At 49.8% G+C, this 15,385-nt stretch carries 15 protein-coding genes and 1 pseudogene; 15 read left to right on the top strand and 1 reads right to left on the bottom strand.

The window, feature by feature from the left end; all coding sequences use genetic code 11:
- Nucleotides 1-3: 3 nt before the first annotated feature.
- From trmB to Q0339_RS06095, 12 genes are all read left to right on the top strand, one after another.
- Nucleotides 4-645, top strand: a complete 642-nt coding sequence (gene trmB, locus Q0339_RS06150; protein ID WP_298077948.1) for a tRNA (guanosine(46)-N7)-methyltransferase TrmB — start codon at nucleotides 4-6, stop codon at nucleotides 643-645.
- A 132-nt stretch (nucleotides 646-777) separates the two neighbouring features.
- Nucleotides 778-954 carry a hypothetical protein gene (locus Q0339_RS06145; RefSeq protein WP_023391357.1) on the top strand — a complete coding sequence of 59 codons (177 nt, stop codon included), beginning with the start codon at nucleotides 778-780 and terminating at the stop codon, nucleotides 952-954.
- 60 nt (nucleotides 955-1,014) lie between these two features.
- Nucleotides 1,015-1,626: an NUDIX hydrolase N-terminal domain-containing protein gene (locus Q0339_RS06140; protein WP_298077946.1), complete on the top strand. Its 612-nt coding sequence runs from the start codon at nucleotides 1,015-1,017 to the stop codon at nucleotides 1,624-1,626.
- 89 nt (nucleotides 1,627-1,715) lie between these two features.
- Complete coding sequence (gene tkt / locus Q0339_RS06135) at nucleotides 1,716-3,722, top strand: transketolase (RefSeq protein ID WP_298077945.1); 2,007 nt, start codon at nucleotides 1,716-1,718, stop codon at nucleotides 3,720-3,722.
- 165 nt (nucleotides 3,723-3,887) lie between these two features.
- Entirely contained in the window at nucleotides 3,888-4,520 is a 633-nt protein-coding gene (locus Q0339_RS06130) for a sugar O-acetyltransferase (protein ID WP_298077944.1), read from the top strand.
- A complete protein-coding gene (gene cls / locus Q0339_RS06125) occupies nucleotides 4,513-6,060 on the top strand; it encodes a cardiolipin synthase (protein WP_298077943.1) in 1,548 nt (515 codons plus the stop codon). The genes Q0339_RS06130 and cls overlap by 8 nt, the downstream gene beginning before the upstream one ends.
- 39 nt (nucleotides 6,061-6,099) lie before the next feature.
- Nucleotides 6,100-7,548 carry a cell division site-positioning protein MapZ family protein gene (locus tag Q0339_RS06120; RefSeq protein WP_298077942.1) on the top strand — a complete coding sequence of 483 codons (1,449 nt, stop codon included), beginning with the start codon at nucleotides 6,100-6,102 and terminating at the stop codon, nucleotides 7,546-7,548.
- 161 nt (nucleotides 7,549-7,709) lie between these two features.
- Complete coding sequence (gene pstC, locus Q0339_RS06115; RefSeq protein ID WP_298077941.1) at nucleotides 7,710-8,570, top strand: phosphate ABC transporter permease subunit PstC; 861 nt, start codon at nucleotides 7,710-7,712, stop codon at nucleotides 8,568-8,570.
- Nucleotides 8,570-9,388 (top strand): phosphate ABC transporter permease PstA, encoded by an 819-nt coding sequence (gene pstA, locus Q0339_RS06110; protein ID WP_298077940.1) that lies wholly within the window; start codon nucleotides 8,570-8,572, stop codon nucleotides 9,386-9,388. Before pstC ends, pstA begins: the two co-directional genes overlap by 1 nt.
- Nucleotide 9,389: 1 nt before the next feature.
- Nucleotides 9,390-10,151: a phosphate ABC transporter ATP-binding protein PstB gene (pstB, locus tag Q0339_RS06105; protein ID WP_070756364.1), complete on the top strand. Its 762-nt coding sequence runs from the start codon at nucleotides 9,390-9,392 to the stop codon at nucleotides 10,149-10,151.
- A 19-nt stretch (nucleotides 10,152-10,170) separates the two neighbouring features.
- A complete protein-coding gene (gene phoU, locus Q0339_RS06100; protein ID WP_298077938.1) occupies nucleotides 10,171-10,827 on the top strand; it encodes a phosphate signaling complex protein PhoU in 657 nt (218 codons plus the stop codon).
- 14 nt (nucleotides 10,828-10,841) lie between these two features.
- Nucleotides 10,842-11,756, top strand: a complete 915-nt coding sequence (locus Q0339_RS06095; protein WP_298077937.1) for a substrate-binding domain-containing protein — start codon at nucleotides 10,842-10,844, stop codon at nucleotides 11,754-11,756.
- A gap of 182 nt (nucleotides 11,757-11,938) precedes the next feature.
- On the opposite strand, the gene Q0339_RS06090 is transcribed toward Q0339_RS06095, so the two are convergent.
- The gene (locus Q0339_RS06090; protein ID WP_298077936.1) at nucleotides 11,939-13,315 is read right to left on the bottom strand and encodes an NAD(P)/FAD-dependent oxidoreductase; all 1,377 of its coding nucleotides are present in this window, start codon (nucleotides 13,313-13,315) and stop codon (nucleotides 11,939-11,941) included.
- Between the two features lie 239 nt (nucleotides 13,316-13,554).
- Between Q0339_RS06090 and rplM the strand changes: the two genes are divergently transcribed.
- From rplM to Q0339_RS06075, 3 genes and pseudogenes are all read left to right on the top strand, one after another.
- Nucleotides 13,555-13,998, top strand: a complete 444-nt coding sequence (rplM, locus tag Q0339_RS06085) for a 50S ribosomal protein L13 (protein WP_083316312.1) — start codon at nucleotides 13,555-13,557, stop codon at nucleotides 13,996-13,998.
- 13 nt (nucleotides 13,999-14,011) lie between these two features.
- Complete coding sequence (gene rpsI / locus Q0339_RS06080) at nucleotides 14,012-14,404, top strand: 30S ribosomal protein S9 (protein ID WP_035363993.1); 393 nt, start codon at nucleotides 14,012-14,014, stop codon at nucleotides 14,402-14,404.
- A gap of 621 nt (nucleotides 14,405-15,025) precedes the next feature.
- A pseudogene (locus Q0339_RS06075) lies at nucleotides 15,026-15,385 on the top strand (hypothetical protein); the annotation flags it as partial.

Here is a 15,385-nt window from a genome sequence, read left to right as displayed (position 1 = left end):
GTTATGAGATTACGTCATAAACCTTGGGCCCAGGAAAAGCTGGATGCCCATCCTCAGTATGTGCCTCAGCAAGCGGAGACACTCCGTGGCCAGTGGCAGACCCGTTTCGCCAAGGAACAGCCTATTCATATCGAAGTCGGTTCTGGTAAGGGCCGTTTTATCGTGGAAATGGCTAAGCGCCATCCTGAAATTAACTACATCAGCATTGAAATTCAAACCAGTGTCATCGTGACGGTCTTGGAACATCAAATCCGGGAAGATTTGCCTAACTTGCAAATCCTTCACGCCGATGGCCGCAACCTCAACCAGTACTTTGCGCCGGGCGAAGTGTCCCTGGTCTACCTCAACTTCAGTGATCCTTGGCCTAAGAAAAAACATGCCAAGCGTCGTCTGACCTCGCCTGATTTTCTGGCTCAATACCAAGAGATTTTGGTGCCAGAAGGGGAGATTCACTTCAAGACTGACAACCAAGGTCTCTTCGAATATTCCTTGGCCAGCATGTCTCAGTATGGCCTCTACTTCAAGCAAGTTTGGTTAGACTTGCACCAGTCAGAATTCCCTGATAATGTCATGACTGAATATGAGGAGAAATTCTCTTCGCGTGGTCACCGTATCTATCGCATGGAAGCCAAGTTTAGAAAATAAGACTTAGGGGCAGGAAGGTGACTTCCTGCCCCTTTTTGATTGGGACTGGCTAGTTTGGATTAAGCGTGTCTCTATACAAGGTCCGATAAATTTGGTATAATAGCGTTATCAAAAGCAACCGGAGGCGGTATTATGGTAAAAGATAATCCATTAGAAATCGAAAACATCGAAGACGAAGAATTGGCCGCACAAGACCATGCGGATGGTCATTGTGGTGTAGGGTGCTGCAGCACCTCCTTCCACGTAGTTGATTCTGAAGAAGCCTTCCAAGAACTTCTTCGGGGTTTGCAAGACGAAGGTTCATTCTAATCTTGCAAGACCCTGAGGCCCTTGGGGCCTCTTTTTTCGTAGAGAGGGAGGAGAAGGTGTATGGATGAACTGGTCTTGTTAAAGGAACTCATTGCCATTGGCTTAGCGGGTGTCTTCTATTCCAAGGATGTCTTCGACACCGAGCGCTATGAGCGGATTCAGGTCATCGCCAAGGAACTGATTGCCCAACGGTCCAATCTGGATCGGGAGCAGCTGGACTTAGGCTTTGATGGCGAATATGGCTATCAGACGCCTAAGGTCGATACCCGAGCGGTGGTCTGGCGAGACGAAAAGATTCTGCTAGTTCAGGAAGCCGATGGGCGCTGGGCCCTGCCAGGTGGCTGGATGGACGTGACGGAGACCTTGACTTCCAATGCCCTCAAAGAACTTTGGGAGGAAGCGGGTGTCGTCGGTCAGGCTAAGCGTCTGGTTATGATTCAAGACCGTAATCTGCATAATCCAGGTCATAATCCCTTCACTATTCTCAAGTGCTTCATCGAATGTGACTACCAGTCCCAAAACTTCCAGGCCAATGTCGAGACCCTGGCAGCGGAATTTTTCGCTCCGGATGACTTGCCGGAACTCTTTGAAGCCAAAAGCTCCTACCAACAAATCGCACTCTGCCACGAGGCTTATCAGGCGGGTGAGCGTTGGCAGGTGTTAATCGATTGATTTTTGAGCATTCGAACATTTAATTTGTTCGATTTTCGACCGATTCGTGTTACAATAAAGGCAAGCAACAAAGCAAAGGAGATATGCGCATGTTTAATGAAAAAGACTTACTCGCCGTCAATACCTTACGGACCCTGAGTGTAGACCAAATTGAGGCTGCTAATTCAGGTCACCCAGGTTTACCAATGGGGGCGGCACCGATGGCTTATGCCTTGTGGGCAGGCCACTTGAATGTTAACGCTAAGGATTCTGGCTGGCTCAACCGCGACCGTTTTATCCTCAGTGCAGGCCACGGTTCAGCCTTACTATACAGCCTGTTGCATACTGCTGGCTTTGATGTAAGCATTGATGACTTGAAGAACTTCCGCCAATTAGGCAGCAAGACCCCTGGTCACCCAGAAGTGGGTCACACGCATGGGGTAGAAGCGACTTCTGGTCCTTTAGGTCAAGGGATTGCGACAGCTGTCGGCATGGCCATGGCTGAAGCCCACTTAGGTGCGACCTACAACACGCCTGACTTCCCAGTGATCGACCACTACACCTATGCCCTCTGTGGTGACGGGGACTTAATGGAAGGGGTAGCCTATGAAGCCTGCTCCTTAGCCGGTAAGCTCCAATTAGGTAAATTAGTAGTGCTCTACGATTCTAACGATATTTCCTTGGACGGGGACCTATCTCAAGCCTTCGTAGAAAATGTTAAAGACCGTTTTGAAGCACAAGGCTGGCACTATCTCCGCGTGGAAGATGGGAACGACTTGAATGCTATTTCTGCTGCCATTGAAGTAGCTAAGGCGCACACTAGCCAACCAACGATTATCGAAATCAAGACCGTGATCGGCTTCGGTTCTAAGAACGAAGGGACGGCTAAGGTTCACGGGGCACCTTTAGGCTCAGAAGATTGGGCAGCAACCAAGGCTAAATACGGCTGGAACTATCCTGCCTTTACTGTACCAGAAGAAGCCGCACAACTTTTCGCTGAAAAAGTTCAAGCGCGTGGTGCCAAAGCCAATGAGGCTTGGAACCAGTTATTCGAAGCTTACAAGGCTGCTCACCCTGAAAAGGCTGCTGCCTTAGTGGCTGCCTTCCAAGGCAAATTGCCAGAAGGCTATGATGCGGGCCTGAAACTAGTTGGTCCAGAAACAGCGGCAGATGCAAGTCGTAACTCAAGCTTCAAGGCCATCCAAGCCTTAGGCCAAGGTGTGCCTTTCCTATGGGGTGGCTCTGCTGACTTATCTGGTTCTAACAAGACCATGAACAGCCAAGAGCAAGACTTCATGCCTGACAACTACGCAGGCCGCAACATCTGGTTTGGGGTACGTGAGTTCGGCATGGCAGCTGCCATGAACGGTGTAGCCCTCCATGGTGGGTCTAAGATTTACGGTGGGACCTTCTTCGTCTTCACTGACTACCTCAAGGCTGCTGTACGTTTGGCTGCTTTATCTCAATTGCCAGTTATCTATGTCATGACACATGACTCAATCGCAGTTGGGGAAGACGGCCCAACCCACGAACCAATCGAACAATTGGCTGCCTTCCGTGCCTTACCTAACCTCAACGTCTTCCGTCCAGCAGACGTGAACGAGACTTATGTTGCTTGGAAAGTGGCATTGGAAGAACAAACTCGTCCAAGTATGTTAGTCTTAACGCGTCAAAACTTGCCAGTCTTGGCTAACAGCCAATCCTTGGCAGAAGAAGGCGTACGTAAAGGGGCTTACGTGGTATCCCCAGCTCAAGGTCAAGTGCCTGCTGGTTTACTCCTGGCTTCTGGTTCTGAAGTAGCCTTAGCGGTCGCAGCTCAAGCTAAATTACGTGAAGAGCACGGCGTGGATGTATCCGTTGTATCCTTCCCAGCCTTCAACCGCTTCGACGAGCAAGATGCAGCATACAAGGAATCTGTCTTGCCAAATGCTGTTCGCAACCGTCTGTCTGTTGAAATGGCCTCAACCTTCGGTTGGCAAAAATATGTGGGCTTAGACGGCGTCACTGTGGGGATTGATGGCTTCGGGGCATCAGGTCCAGCTGACCAAGTAATGGCTCAATTCGGCTTCACAGTAGAAAACGTGGTGGCACGTTACTTAGAAGCTTTCGGTAAATAAGCTAAAAAATTAAGAGGGTTGGAAGGTAACTTCCAGCCCTCTTTTCTATGGCGAGAGGGGGACAAAAGTGTGCATTTAAGCGCACATTTTTGGTATTGAGAGTTGTTTCAAAGGGGCGTCATCGGGTATAATAGAAGGGAGTAGCTTAAGAAGGGGGATACTACTATGCGCGAATATGAACGAATGATTTCTGGGCAAGCTTACGATCCATCTGATAGGGAGTTGCGTCAATTGGGCCTCAAGGGGCGGTTGGCAATGGAACGCTACAACGCCTTGTCGCGGACGGAAAGGGAAGCTCGTTATCAGATTCTCAAAGATACCTTCGCAGCAATTGGCCAACGCTGCCATATTGAGTCTCCCTTCTATGTGGACTATGGTTGCAATATCTCGGTAGGCGAGTATTTCTATGCTAACTTCGATTGTATTATGCTAGATGTGGCGCCTATCACCATTGGTCGCAATGTCATGTTTGGCCCGCGGGTCAGCCTCTATACGGCGACCCATCCCCTGGATGCTGGGGTCCGTAACCGGGTCATCGAACTGGCTAAACCTATCACCATCGGCGATGAGTGCTGGCTAGGCGGCAATGTGGTGGTTAATCCTGGCGTGACGATTGGGCCTCGCACGGTGGTGGCTTCGGGTTCGGTTGTCACCAAGGACCTACCGGCTGATGTGCTAGCAGCAGGCAACCCGGCCCGTATCATCCGGACCTTAGGTCAGGAGGAACGCCTACATTGGGAGGCGGTCGAAGCTGACTACTTTGCTAGCAAGGCAGCAGAGGAGGGAGACCGTGATTAAAAAACTCCGCGGTCGTTTTACTACTGGGCGGGCCCTGGTAACGACCCTTCTAATCCTGATTCAGCTAGTCTGGTTTATCACCGTTTTCCTCAATATCATCGATTACTCCTTGGTACTGGACGCTCTCTTGCGGGTTTTCACGGTCATCATGACCCTATATCTGATTCGTAAGAATGAGAACCCGGCCTATCGTATGAGCTGGATTATCTTAATGGGCCTTTTGCCTATCTTCGGGGGGCTCTTCTATGCCCTCTTCGGCAACAAGCGGCCTAGCCGACACATGGCAGCCCAGGTAGCCAACCAGGTGGCCAAAGATTACGGCCAAGCTGTGTCAGGGGCTTATCCTCACTTGTTAGAACAGGATTCCCGTCTGGCCAGCCTCAGCTATTATATAGAACAGACCTCTAATTTACCGGTCTATGGTGACACCCAAGTGGATTACTATGCCGCAGGTGAGTTGGCGCTAGAGCCACTCTTAGAAGCCTTGCGAGAAGCCGACCGCTATATCTTTATAGAATTTTTCATTATGAATCCAGGTCTCTTCATGGATCAGGTCTTTGAAGTCTTGGCTCAAAAGGCAGCCCAAGGAGTGGAAGTCCGGGTAATCTATGATGACTTTGGTTGCTTGACCACCCTGCCTAGTGACTTTGTCGCGCAAATGGAGGCCATCGGTATTAAGTGCCTGCAGTTTAATCCCTTTACGCCAGTGATTTCGCTGGCCGTTAACAACCGTGACCACCGTAAAATTGTGGTCGTTGACGGCAAGGTTGGCTTTACTGGTGGCATGAACCTAGCCGATGAATATATTAATGAAATCGAACGTTTTGGCTATTGGAAGGATAACTTGATTCGCCTAGAAGGGCCGGGTGTCTGGAGTTTGGCCACGCTCTTCCTAGATATGTGGAATGCCTTCTATCCTAAGAAGGACATTAACTATGAAACCTTCAAGGATGACAAGTTGGCGGAGCGGGCGTTAAGGCTAGCTAATCCTGCTCAGGGCTTTGTCCAAGTATATGGGGACACGCCTTTGGATAATGAGCCTCTAGGTGAGAATGTCTATCGTGATATACTCAATATTGCCCAGGATTATGTCTATATCTATACGCCTTATCTGGTTATTTCCTATGAATTGCAGACGGCTATGACTTTGGCGGCGAGACGTGGGGTGGATGTGCGTCTTATGACACCAGGTATTCCGGACAAGAAGATGGTCTTCCGCATGACCCGTTCTTACTATCGTCCCTTGATTGAAGCAGGGGTTAAGATTTATGAATTCAGCCCGGGCTTCCTCCATGCCAAGACCTTTGTGGCGGACGATCGTCTGGCCAGTGTAGGGACCATTAATCTGGACTACCGCTCCCTCTATCTGCACTTTGAGTTGAGCGCTATGTTATACGATCATCCAGTTATTCCAACCATCAAGGCGGACTTCCTGGCCACTCAAGCCCAAGCTCGCCAAATCACCCTGGCAGATACCCGTAATACCTTGACTGGTATGCTATGGGATGCTGTCTTACGGATTGTTGCACCATTTGTATAAAATAAGTCAAAAATTATTGTTGAAGAGGACGGATTTGACATGTCAGACCAAGAACAAGTAAGCAAGCAAGATCCAATTAAACCTTCAGAAGAGACCAGTCCTAGCCCTGCCAGTGACCCAGCGGCCTTGAGAAAACGGGCAACCCGGACAGGCTTGACCCTCTTAGTCGGGACCATAGCAGTGCTAGTGCTAGCCTGGGTGGCTTTCCCTCTTATTCGTGGGGGTTCAAGCCAGAGCATCCAAGCAGCCGAGAGCGCCATTCAGGACCTCTACCTCAGTCCGCAACGAGACTTTTTGGCTCAAGATATCTCAACTAGTAAGCTAGAGGCGGCTAAGTCTAAGGTGCAAGCCCTAGGAGGTTGGTCTGGTTACCGACTTATGCAGGACTACCAAGCAGCTGAAGCCCGTTATCAAGCCATTCAAGCCTTGGGCCAGCTCTATGTCAGCGACCAAGCCCTCATTCAAGGTGATCAAGTCAACCACAAGGCCAAATTAGCCGAAGGTGTGACGGCCGAAACGGTTAAGACCGTGGCTGGCAACGAATCGGTGACTAAGGTAGGTAAGCAAGATGCCCTAGGGCAAGCCATCCAAGAACTGATTGCGGAGGCTGATCAAGTCTTTAGCTTGAAAGATAAGGTGAAGGCGGCGATTAGCGACTTGTCCTTGGGGACGAACGTCGACCAAGCGACGGTGGATACTAACGTGGCCACTCTTCAGGCCATCGAGCAAGATATCCAAAAGATTGAGGCTCATACCGATGCTCAGGACTTGAGCGACCAACTCAAGGATAAGGCCAAAGACTTCGCCAAGGCGGTAGCTAAAAATGCCACCGATGATAACTTATCCAAGGAAAGCATTGAGGCCCTCTGGTCTTGTGCTAGCCTAGCAGACGGCTTGTCAGGCTCTGCCATTGACCACCGTAAACTGATTAGTCTAACTTTTGACGATGGTCCTAACCCAGAAGTGACAGAGAAGTTACTGGCAGTCTTAGATAAGCACCAGGTGAAGGCCACCTTCTTCATGATGGGGGGCTTCGTCGAGAAGTATCCTGAGATTGCCCGTAAGGTGCGAGATGCCGGCCACCAAATCGGCAACCACACCTATACCCACCCGGACATGGCCAAGGAGTCAGATGAAGGGGTTAAGAAGCAAATTCAATACGCCCAAGAAGCCATTCAAGAAGCGACGGGTGTCACCCCAACCCTCTACCGCCTACCATTCGGGAGTGGGGGTAAGCGGGTAGTGGACCTCCTACAACCTATGACGTCGATTGTCTGGAACGTGGACTCCGAGGACTGGAAGAGCCACGACAAGGACATGATTATCGAGCAGGTCTTGAGCCACTTGCAACCTAAGTCGGTGATTCTCATGCACGATACCCACATCTCCACAGTGGAAGCCATTGATGTCCTCATTCCTATCTTCAAGGAGAAAGGCTATCACTTCGTCATGCCACAGCAGAACGATCTAGGTTATTACTATTACTAAGCCAAAGGACCAGAAGGTAACTTCTGGTCCTTTTCTTGTGCTGACTTAAGCACAACTTGCTTCGTCCCGCTAGGCAAGCTAGCGCAAGTTTGTGTATAATGGAGAAGGGTTAGCATGTCTAGACCTCGCATATTTGAATTAATACTATAGGAGTTACCACTATGAAACGTGATGTACGTGAGACCGTCATGAAGTATGTCTTCTTGATCTCGGCTTTGATCTCGGTCTTATCTATTATCCTGATTTTTTACTTTATCTTCTCCGGCGGTCTGCCCTTCATTCTGCGACAGGGAGTCTGGGAATTCCTGACCGGGACCAACTGGCGGCCAACGGCCAGTCAGCCTGAGTTTGGCATTCTGCCCATGATTGTCGGATCCCTGATTGTCACAGGGGGCGCCATCCTGATAGGGGTGCCTATTGGGGTGCTGACGGCCGTCTACATGGTCTTCTATTGTCCAGAGCGTTACTACCGCTATGCCAAGTCGGCCATTAACTTGATGGCGGCCATCCCTTCCATTGTCTATGGCTTCTTCGCCCTCCAAATCTTCGTGCCTTTCTTCCGGATTATGGGCCGGTCGGGCATGAACATGGTGACAGCCTCGCTCCTGCTAGGCATTATGATCCTGCCGACTATTATCGGGTTATCGGAATCAGCCATTCGTAATGTCCCTAAGTCCTATTATCAAGGGGCCATCGGCCTAGGAACCACCCACGAGCGGGCCATCCTGACGGTCGTGGTACCAGCTGCTAAAAACGGCATTTTGTCAGCCATTATCCTAGGGATTGGCCGGGCTATCGGGGAAACCATGGCCGTTATCCTAGTGGCGGGGAACCAACCACGTATTCCTACAGAACTCAACCAAGGGGTTCGGACCCTGACAACCAACATCGTCATGGAGATGGCCTATGCAACCGGCCAGCACCGGGAAGCCTTAATCGCCACAGCCGTGGTCCTCTTCGTCTTCATTCTGATTATTAACCTCTTCTTCACCCGGGTTAAAAACAAAGGGGGTAAACGCTAATGTCTAAGCTTACTTGGGTTAAGTGGCTGATCTATGCTTCGGCTGCCTTCACCTTGGGCATGTTAGCCTTCATTGTAGGTTTTATTGTCTGGAACGGGCTTGGGGCCTTAACGCCTAGCCTCTTCGCCTGGGACTACACGACGGACAACCTGTCCTTGACGCCCGCTTTAATTTCGACCTTGATTACGGTCGGTCTGTCGCTAGCTATTGCCACCCCCATTGGTGTCTTTACCGGCTTTTACCTAGTAGAGTACGCTGACCGCAAATCACGCGTAGTCAAAGTCATTCGTCTGGCTACGGACACCTTGGCTGCCGTGCCGTCCATTGTTTATGGCTTGTTCGGGATGCTCTTCTTCGTTATCTACCTGCGCTTCCAGTTTTCGCTCTTGGCCGGGATTCTAACCATTGTCATTATGGTCCTGCCCATCATTATTTCAGCGACGGAAGAAGGTCTGCTCCAGGTCGATAATTCCCTGCGTATGGGGAGTTTGGCCCTAGGTGCCGGCAAATTACGGACCATTTTCACCGTCGTCCTGCCTGTGGCTATGCCAGCCATCCTGCAAGGGGTCATTCTGGCCATCGGGCGGATTGTCGGGGAAACGGCCGCCTTGCTCTTTACCCTGGGGTCGGCGACCGGCCTACCTTCTAGCCTCATGTCCAGTTCTCGGACCCTGTCCCTACACATGTACGTGCTCTCGTCAGAAGGGCTTCACCTTAAGGAAGCCTACGCGACCGGGACCGTCATTATTCTCTTAGTACTAGCAATTAACGGCTTATCGAGCTATATTGGGCGTCGCTTAAGCCGAGGAGGAAATTAAGATGACTCAGCCATACAAGTTTAATGTTACCAATCTCAATCTCTATTATGGAGATTTTCATGCCCTCAAAAACGTCAATATGCAACTGGAAGACAAGGTCGTGACTAGCTTTATCGGGCCATCAGGTTGCGGTAAGTCTACCTTTCTTAAGACCCTTAACCGCATGCAGGACTTGGTGCCTAGCGCCCGCGTAGAAGGGCTGATTGAGCTGGACGGTAAGAATATCTATAGTAAGAACTATGATGTCACCCAACTGCGTAAGCAAGTAGGCATGGTCTTCCAGCAACCCAACCCTTTCCCTAAGTCCATCTATGACAATATCGCTTACGGGCCACGTACGCACGGTATTAAGGACAGCCAAGTCCTGGATGAAATCGTCGAGAACAGCCTTAAGGGGGCGGCTATCTGGGATATGGTCAAGGACAAGCTGCATTCCAATGCCACTGAATTATCAGGGGGGCAACAACAACGGATTTGTATTGCCAGAGCCATCGCTAACGACCCTGAAGTCCTACTTATGGACGAGCCAACTTCAGCCCTGGACCCTATTTCGACCAACAAGATTGAAGACTTGATTCAGGAACTCAAGGACCGCTACGCCATCGTGATTGTCACCCACAACATGCAACAGGCGGCCCGCATTTCGGACAAGACGGCCTTCTTCCTATCAGGGGAAGTAGTGGAATTTGGCGACACGGCCCAAATCTTTACCGATCCACACGATCAACGGACCAATGACTACATCTCAGGCCGCTTCGGCTAATCTAGAGGAGGTATGACCTATGCGTAATAACTATGTTCAAGAATTAGAAGCCTTACACAACAAGCTCTTAGACTTGGGGAAGGCGGCTGAAACCTCAGTAAACAAGGCCATCAAGGCCTATATCGAAAGTGACACCGAGTTGGCCCACGAAGTCTTCAGTGATGACCTGAGAATCAACGCGACAACGGCTGAAATCGAAAAAGATACTCACAAGATTATTGCTTTGCAGCAACCCGTAGCCCAAGACTTGCGTATGCTCTTCGCCGTTCTCCATGTCAGCATCGACCTGGAACGGATTGCTGACCATGCAGTTTCCATCGGGACTATTGCCCTGCGCAATCAAGATCACGATGAAGAAAGCCAGACGGTTAAGGGCTACCTAGCCCGCATGGCGCAAGTGGCCGAGAAGATGATTGCAGACGCCTTAGACAGCTATATTAGTCGTGACGCTAAGAAGGCCCGTAAGGTGGCTCTCATGGACGAGGAAATTGATGAATTGCTGGAGGCGGTCTACCGCGATACGGCTGAGCGCATGGAGCGTAAACGGGAGTTGATTCCAGCAGGAATTGATTATTTGGGCGTGGCCGGCAGCTTAGAGCGGATTGGCGACTACGTAACCAACATTTGCGAGCGGGTAGTCTTCCTCAATACGGGCGAAATCGTCGAGCTCAACTAGGAGGCTAGTAGATCATGTTTATGCAAAAAAAATGGGAGAGCCGGCGCCTTAAGTGGGCGCTGGCGACTCTAGTGACTGGGCTTGTAGCGAGCGCCCTTGGGTCATTTGGCTTGGAGGCAGCTGCTGCTAGCTCGGTCAGCGGCCAGCCCATTATTGTGGTCAGCCGGGAAGCGGGGTCTGGGACGCGCCAGGCCTTTGTGGAATTGGCCAAAGTCCAGGATGCCCAAGGTGACGACAATATCACCGTGGAAGCCGACGTCCTCAATACGACGGGCGGCGTCCTCCAGGTGGTGGCCGGCAACCCGGCTGCTATTGGCTATATTTCCTTTGGCTCCCTCAATGACAGCATCCAGGCCCTGAGCTTGGATGGGGTGGCGGTCAGCGCTGAGGCAGTGCGTGACGGCAGCTATCCCCTGGCCCGGCCCTTTAACCTGGCCTGGAAAGAGGATGGGCTAAGTGGTTTGGGCCAAGACTTCATGTCCTTCGTCTTCTCGAAGGAGGGGCAGGCCATAGTAGAAAGCGCCGGCTATATTAGTCCCGGCAGCAAGGCGACTTGGCAGGATCAGGCGGCGGGCGCCTATGACTACAGTTCGGATGGCTACAAGGGCCAGCTGAGCTTAGTTGGCTCAACTTCCTTGACGCCGGTCATTGAAAAGCTAGCCGAGCGTTATGAGAAGCTCAATCCTGGTGTGAAAATCAATGTGACCTCTAACGGGTCGACGGCCGGCTTCACGGCGGCCTTAGATGGCACCGCCGATATCGGTATGCTGTCGCGGGAGCTGACGACTAGCGAGGCTAGCCAAGTCGGGCACGCCACCTTTGCCTTAGATGGCATCGTGGTGGTGGTCAACCCGGCTCAGAGTCAGCTGAAAAACCTGACACTGACTGAATTACAAGCCATTTTCAGCGGTCAGAAAACTCATTGGTAAGATAAAAAGCGGCTAGGATTGTATCCTAGCCGCTTTTTGGTGCGCCAGTGGTCCACTCTTTGGAGTGGACCACTGGCTGGGGCAGAAGCTGCGGAAAAGGGCGCAAATAGGGAGGGAAGCTATGAGCCAGTGGCCCACTTTTTGGAGTGGACCACTAGCTCGGCAGGAGGGCTTTTAAATAATCAGCCTTGTAGCTCGAAGCTTTTCCAGGCGGCGTATTGGCCGGCGATGGTGCCGGTCACAAAGGCGGCGGTGATGTTGTAGCCACCGGTGTAGCCGTTAATGTCCAGAAACTCGCCGCAGAAGAAGAGGCCTTGAGTCAGCTTGGACTCCATAGTCTTAGGATTGACTTCCTTGGTGGAGACGCCGCCCCCAGTCACGAAGCCCTTTTCCAGAGGTTGAGAGCCGGTCGCGCTTAGTGGAAAGGCCGTTATCAGCTGCCAGAGTTGGGCGACCTGGGCGTGGGTCAGCTGCTTGAAGGCTGTCTCTGGCGCCACTCCTAATTGCTGGCAGAGGACCAAAGCCAGGCGCTCGGGCACCCACTGCTTGAGCAAGGTAAGCAGCTGCTTATCGCGGCCGGCCTCAGCTTGGGCGCTTAGTTCAGCCTGGGTCAGGTTAGGTTGGAAGTTGACTGTTAGCAGGCAAGATTCCGCCTCTGGATGGGCAAAGAGCCACTGGTTGACATGGCCAGAACAACGTAGGATGGCAGGGCCAGAAAAGCCGAAATGGGTGAAAATCATGTCCATTTGGTGGGTGACGATGGCCTTGGTGGGGGCGCTAGCTTGTTTGGCAGGCGTGTTTTCGGCTGTTTGGGCCGGGCTAGTTTTATTTGGCTGGCGTTTTCCGTTTGCCTGACCACTAGCTCCCGCCGCATCCCAGACTGACACCGCCACGTCACGCAGGGAGACGCCTTGTAGGGATTTGTCTACAATGAAGCCATCCTGACTCAAGAGCGGGGCTTCGGTGGCATAAAGGCGCTCGATGGTGTGGCCGGCAGCCCGAGCCCAGGCGTAGCCATCGCCGGTGGCCCCGGTCTTAGGATAGGCGCGACCACCCACGGCTAGCACCACCGTGGGCGCCAGTACCTCTCGGCCACTAGCCAGTAGGACACCACGCACCCGACCGGCTTCCCGGTCCAGGAGCAAGCGCTCAACGGGCGCTTCATACCAGATAGTGACATCTAGTGCTTCAAGCTCAGCCAGCAAGGTATCCAGAATGGTCCGGGCCGAATTAGTCACCGGAAACATACGGCCGTGGTCCTCTTCCTTGAGGGCGACGCCCCGGGACTGGAAGAAGTCGATAATGTCATCTTGGTCGAATTGATTGAGAGCCGAGTAGAGGAATTTACCGTTGCCGGGAATGTGGGCAATCAGGTCCTGGCGGCTAGTACGGTTGGTGACGTTACAGCGCCCGCCACCTGATAGCAGGAGCTTGCGGCCAGGTCGCTTATTCTTCTCCAGGAGGAGGACGCGAGCCCCTTGGCTGGCGGCATTAATGGCGGCCATAAGGCCACTGGAACCGGCACCGACCACGAGGACGTCGAAGCTAGGATGTGTCATGTGAATTCTCCTTATAAAACGTGTTTCAAGTCCCCTTTACTTTACCGTAAGGACGGGGTTAAGTCCACTTTTTCGCTGTTATGCGTTTGTAATCTTTTTTGGGGGAGGAATTTGGCAAATACTATTGACTTTTGAGGCAAATCACGTTAATATGGATAACGGTATTGTTTGCCCCACTATGAGCCCCGGAAACTCAATAGTAATGTCAAACAACTAGATTTATATTGGAGGAAACTATCGTGCGTACAACATACATGGCTAAGAAAAACGAAGTTGAACGTAACTGGGTGCTTGTAGACGCAACAGATGTCCCATTGGGTCGTTTGTCTGCTGTAGTGGCATCAATTTTACGTGGTAAAAACAAACCGACTTACACCCCTCACGTTGACACGGGTGACTTTGTCGTAATCGTCAATGCTGATAAGGTAGCCTTGACCGGTAAGAAAGCAACCGACAAGATCTACTACCGTCACACTGGCCACCCAGGTGGTTTGAAACAAATCACTGCTGGTGAATTGCGTGAAAAGAACCCAGTTCGTTTGGTAGAACAATCTATCAAAGGGATGTTACCAAGCAACCGCTTAGGTCGTCGTCAATTCACTAAATTACATGTCTACGCTGGTGCTGAGCACAACCATGCTGCTCAACAACCTCAAGCATTGGACATCCAATCATTAATTTAAGGAGGGAACCACATTGTCTAAAGCACAATACTTAGGTACAGGTCGTCGTAAAAACTCTGTTGCTCGTGTACGTTTAGTGCCCGGAACTGGTGTATTCACTGTCAATGGTCGTACATTGGAAGAATACATTCCATTCCCTCACTTACACGAAGTAATCAAACAACCATTCGCAGTGACTGAAACTCTCGGTCAATACGATGTATTGGTGAACGCTAACGGTGGTGGCTTCAACGGCCAATCCGGTGCAATCCGTCACGGTATCGCACGTGCGCTCTTAACTGTTGATCCTGACTTCCGTCCAGCTCTGAAGGCTGCAGGTCTCTTGACCCGTGACCCACGTATGGTTGAACGTAAGAAACCAGGTCTTAAGAAAGCTCGTAAAGCTAGCCAATTCTCAAAACGTTAATCAATACGATTATATCAACGTTTCAAAGCACTCAAGAGTTTACCTCGTGGGTGCTTTTTTATGTTTTTTGAAAAAGTTAACCTTATTTTTTAGAGAAATTTTTGTAAATTTAAAATCAGTGCTGAGTTTTATAGAATATTTTATATAAAAATGGAGTTTTTAAGAGCGTCTTCAATTAATGCTTTATTTGTATGATTTACTAGTTATTCTATTGATAGAAGCCGATAAATATCAATTAGCAAGTTTATCATTTAGATTTACTACTGAGATAAATGATGAAATTATTCTATTTGAAGAGTGTTCAGATTTAGCAGTTTATTTGACTATTTTTTGTAGGTTCTAATATTCTTCAAGTTAGTTAGTATGATGCTACAAGAATATCAATACTACTATTGATAATTATCATACATCGAATAATATGTGATGAATAAAATTCTGGAATAAATGATACAAGAAGAATGTATCAAGGGGAAAATTTTTTTTGATGAAGAGTACATACTTGGTAAGTGTTATAGTGTGTGGATATTGAGTTGACGGGTTGTTTGATAAATTATATAATAATGTTAACTATGTGATTTCGGGTATTAATGTTATTTAAATGTGTATACATAAGGAGGTTAAATGGCGAGTTCAAATGTTGATCAGAATAGAAATGCAACATCTAGTTGGAGCGGTTATATCCATCAAGGGAAAGTTGGTTTTTTAGTTGCGCTAAGACAATTACGATGGTGCATTGAAAATGAAATAGAAAATTTTGAAGATTATGCTATAAGATATGAGAATGCTGAGGATTTTGATATTATTGGCAATGACGGTCAAGTGTTGTCGAGGCATCAAGTGAAAGCATATATTAATGGAAATGAGAGAGAAGATTACTCGGATTTATTTAATATACAAAAGAGGAAGTTTGAAGATGAAAAGGAAAAAATAGACAAAAAGGGATTTCAGATTCATGAATTTGATGGTAAAGGAAATACAGTA

This window comes from uncultured Abiotrophia sp., assembly GCF_938010525.1.
Taxonomy (GTDB): Bacteria; Bacillota; Bacilli; order Lactobacillales; family Aerococcaceae; genus Abiotrophia.
The sequence above is the reverse complement of the archived record's forward strand: the minus strand, read 5'-3'. Positions and strand labels throughout refer to the sequence as shown.

What these genes read in the sequence shown, in the direction of transcription:
- trmB (WP_298077948.1), top strand. Translation starts at nt 4, where the DNA reads ATGAGATTACGTCATAAACCTTGGGCCCAGGAAAAGCTGGATGCCCAT.
- Q0339_RS06145 (WP_023391357.1), top strand. Translation starts at nt 778, where the DNA reads ATGGTAAAAGATAATCCATTAGAAATCGAAAACATCGAAGACGAAGAA.
- Q0339_RS06140 (WP_298077946.1), top strand. Translation starts at nt 1,015, where the DNA reads ATGGATGAACTGGTCTTGTTAAAGGAACTCATTGCCATTGGCTTAGCG.
- tkt (WP_298077945.1), top strand. Translation starts at nt 1,716, where the DNA reads ATGTTTAATGAAAAAGACTTACTCGCCGTCAATACCTTACGGACCCTG.
- Q0339_RS06130 (WP_298077944.1), top strand. Translation starts at nt 3,888, where the DNA reads ATGCGCGAATATGAACGAATGATTTCTGGGCAAGCTTACGATCCATCT.
- Q0339_RS06120 (WP_298077942.1), top strand. Translation starts at nt 6,100, where the DNA reads ATGTCAGACCAAGAACAAGTAAGCAAGCAAGATCCAATTAAACCTTCA.
- pstC (WP_298077941.1), top strand. Translation starts at nt 7,710, where the DNA reads ATGAAACGTGATGTACGTGAGACCGTCATGAAGTATGTCTTCTTGATC.
- pstA (WP_298077940.1), top strand. Translation starts at nt 8,570, where the DNA reads ATGTCTAAGCTTACTTGGGTTAAGTGGCTGATCTATGCTTCGGCTGCC.
- pstB (WP_070756364.1), top strand. Translation starts at nt 9,390, where the DNA reads ATGACTCAGCCATACAAGTTTAATGTTACCAATCTCAATCTCTATTAT.
- phoU (WP_298077938.1), top strand. Translation starts at nt 10,171, where the DNA reads ATGCGTAATAACTATGTTCAAGAATTAGAAGCCTTACACAACAAGCTC.
- Q0339_RS06095 (WP_298077937.1), top strand. Translation starts at nt 10,842, where the DNA reads ATGTTTATGCAAAAAAAATGGGAGAGCCGGCGCCTTAAGTGGGCGCTG.
- Q0339_RS06090 (WP_298077936.1), bottom strand. Translation starts at nt 13,315, where the DNA reads ATGACACATCCTAGCTTCGACGTCCTCGTGGTCGGTGCCGGTTCCAGT.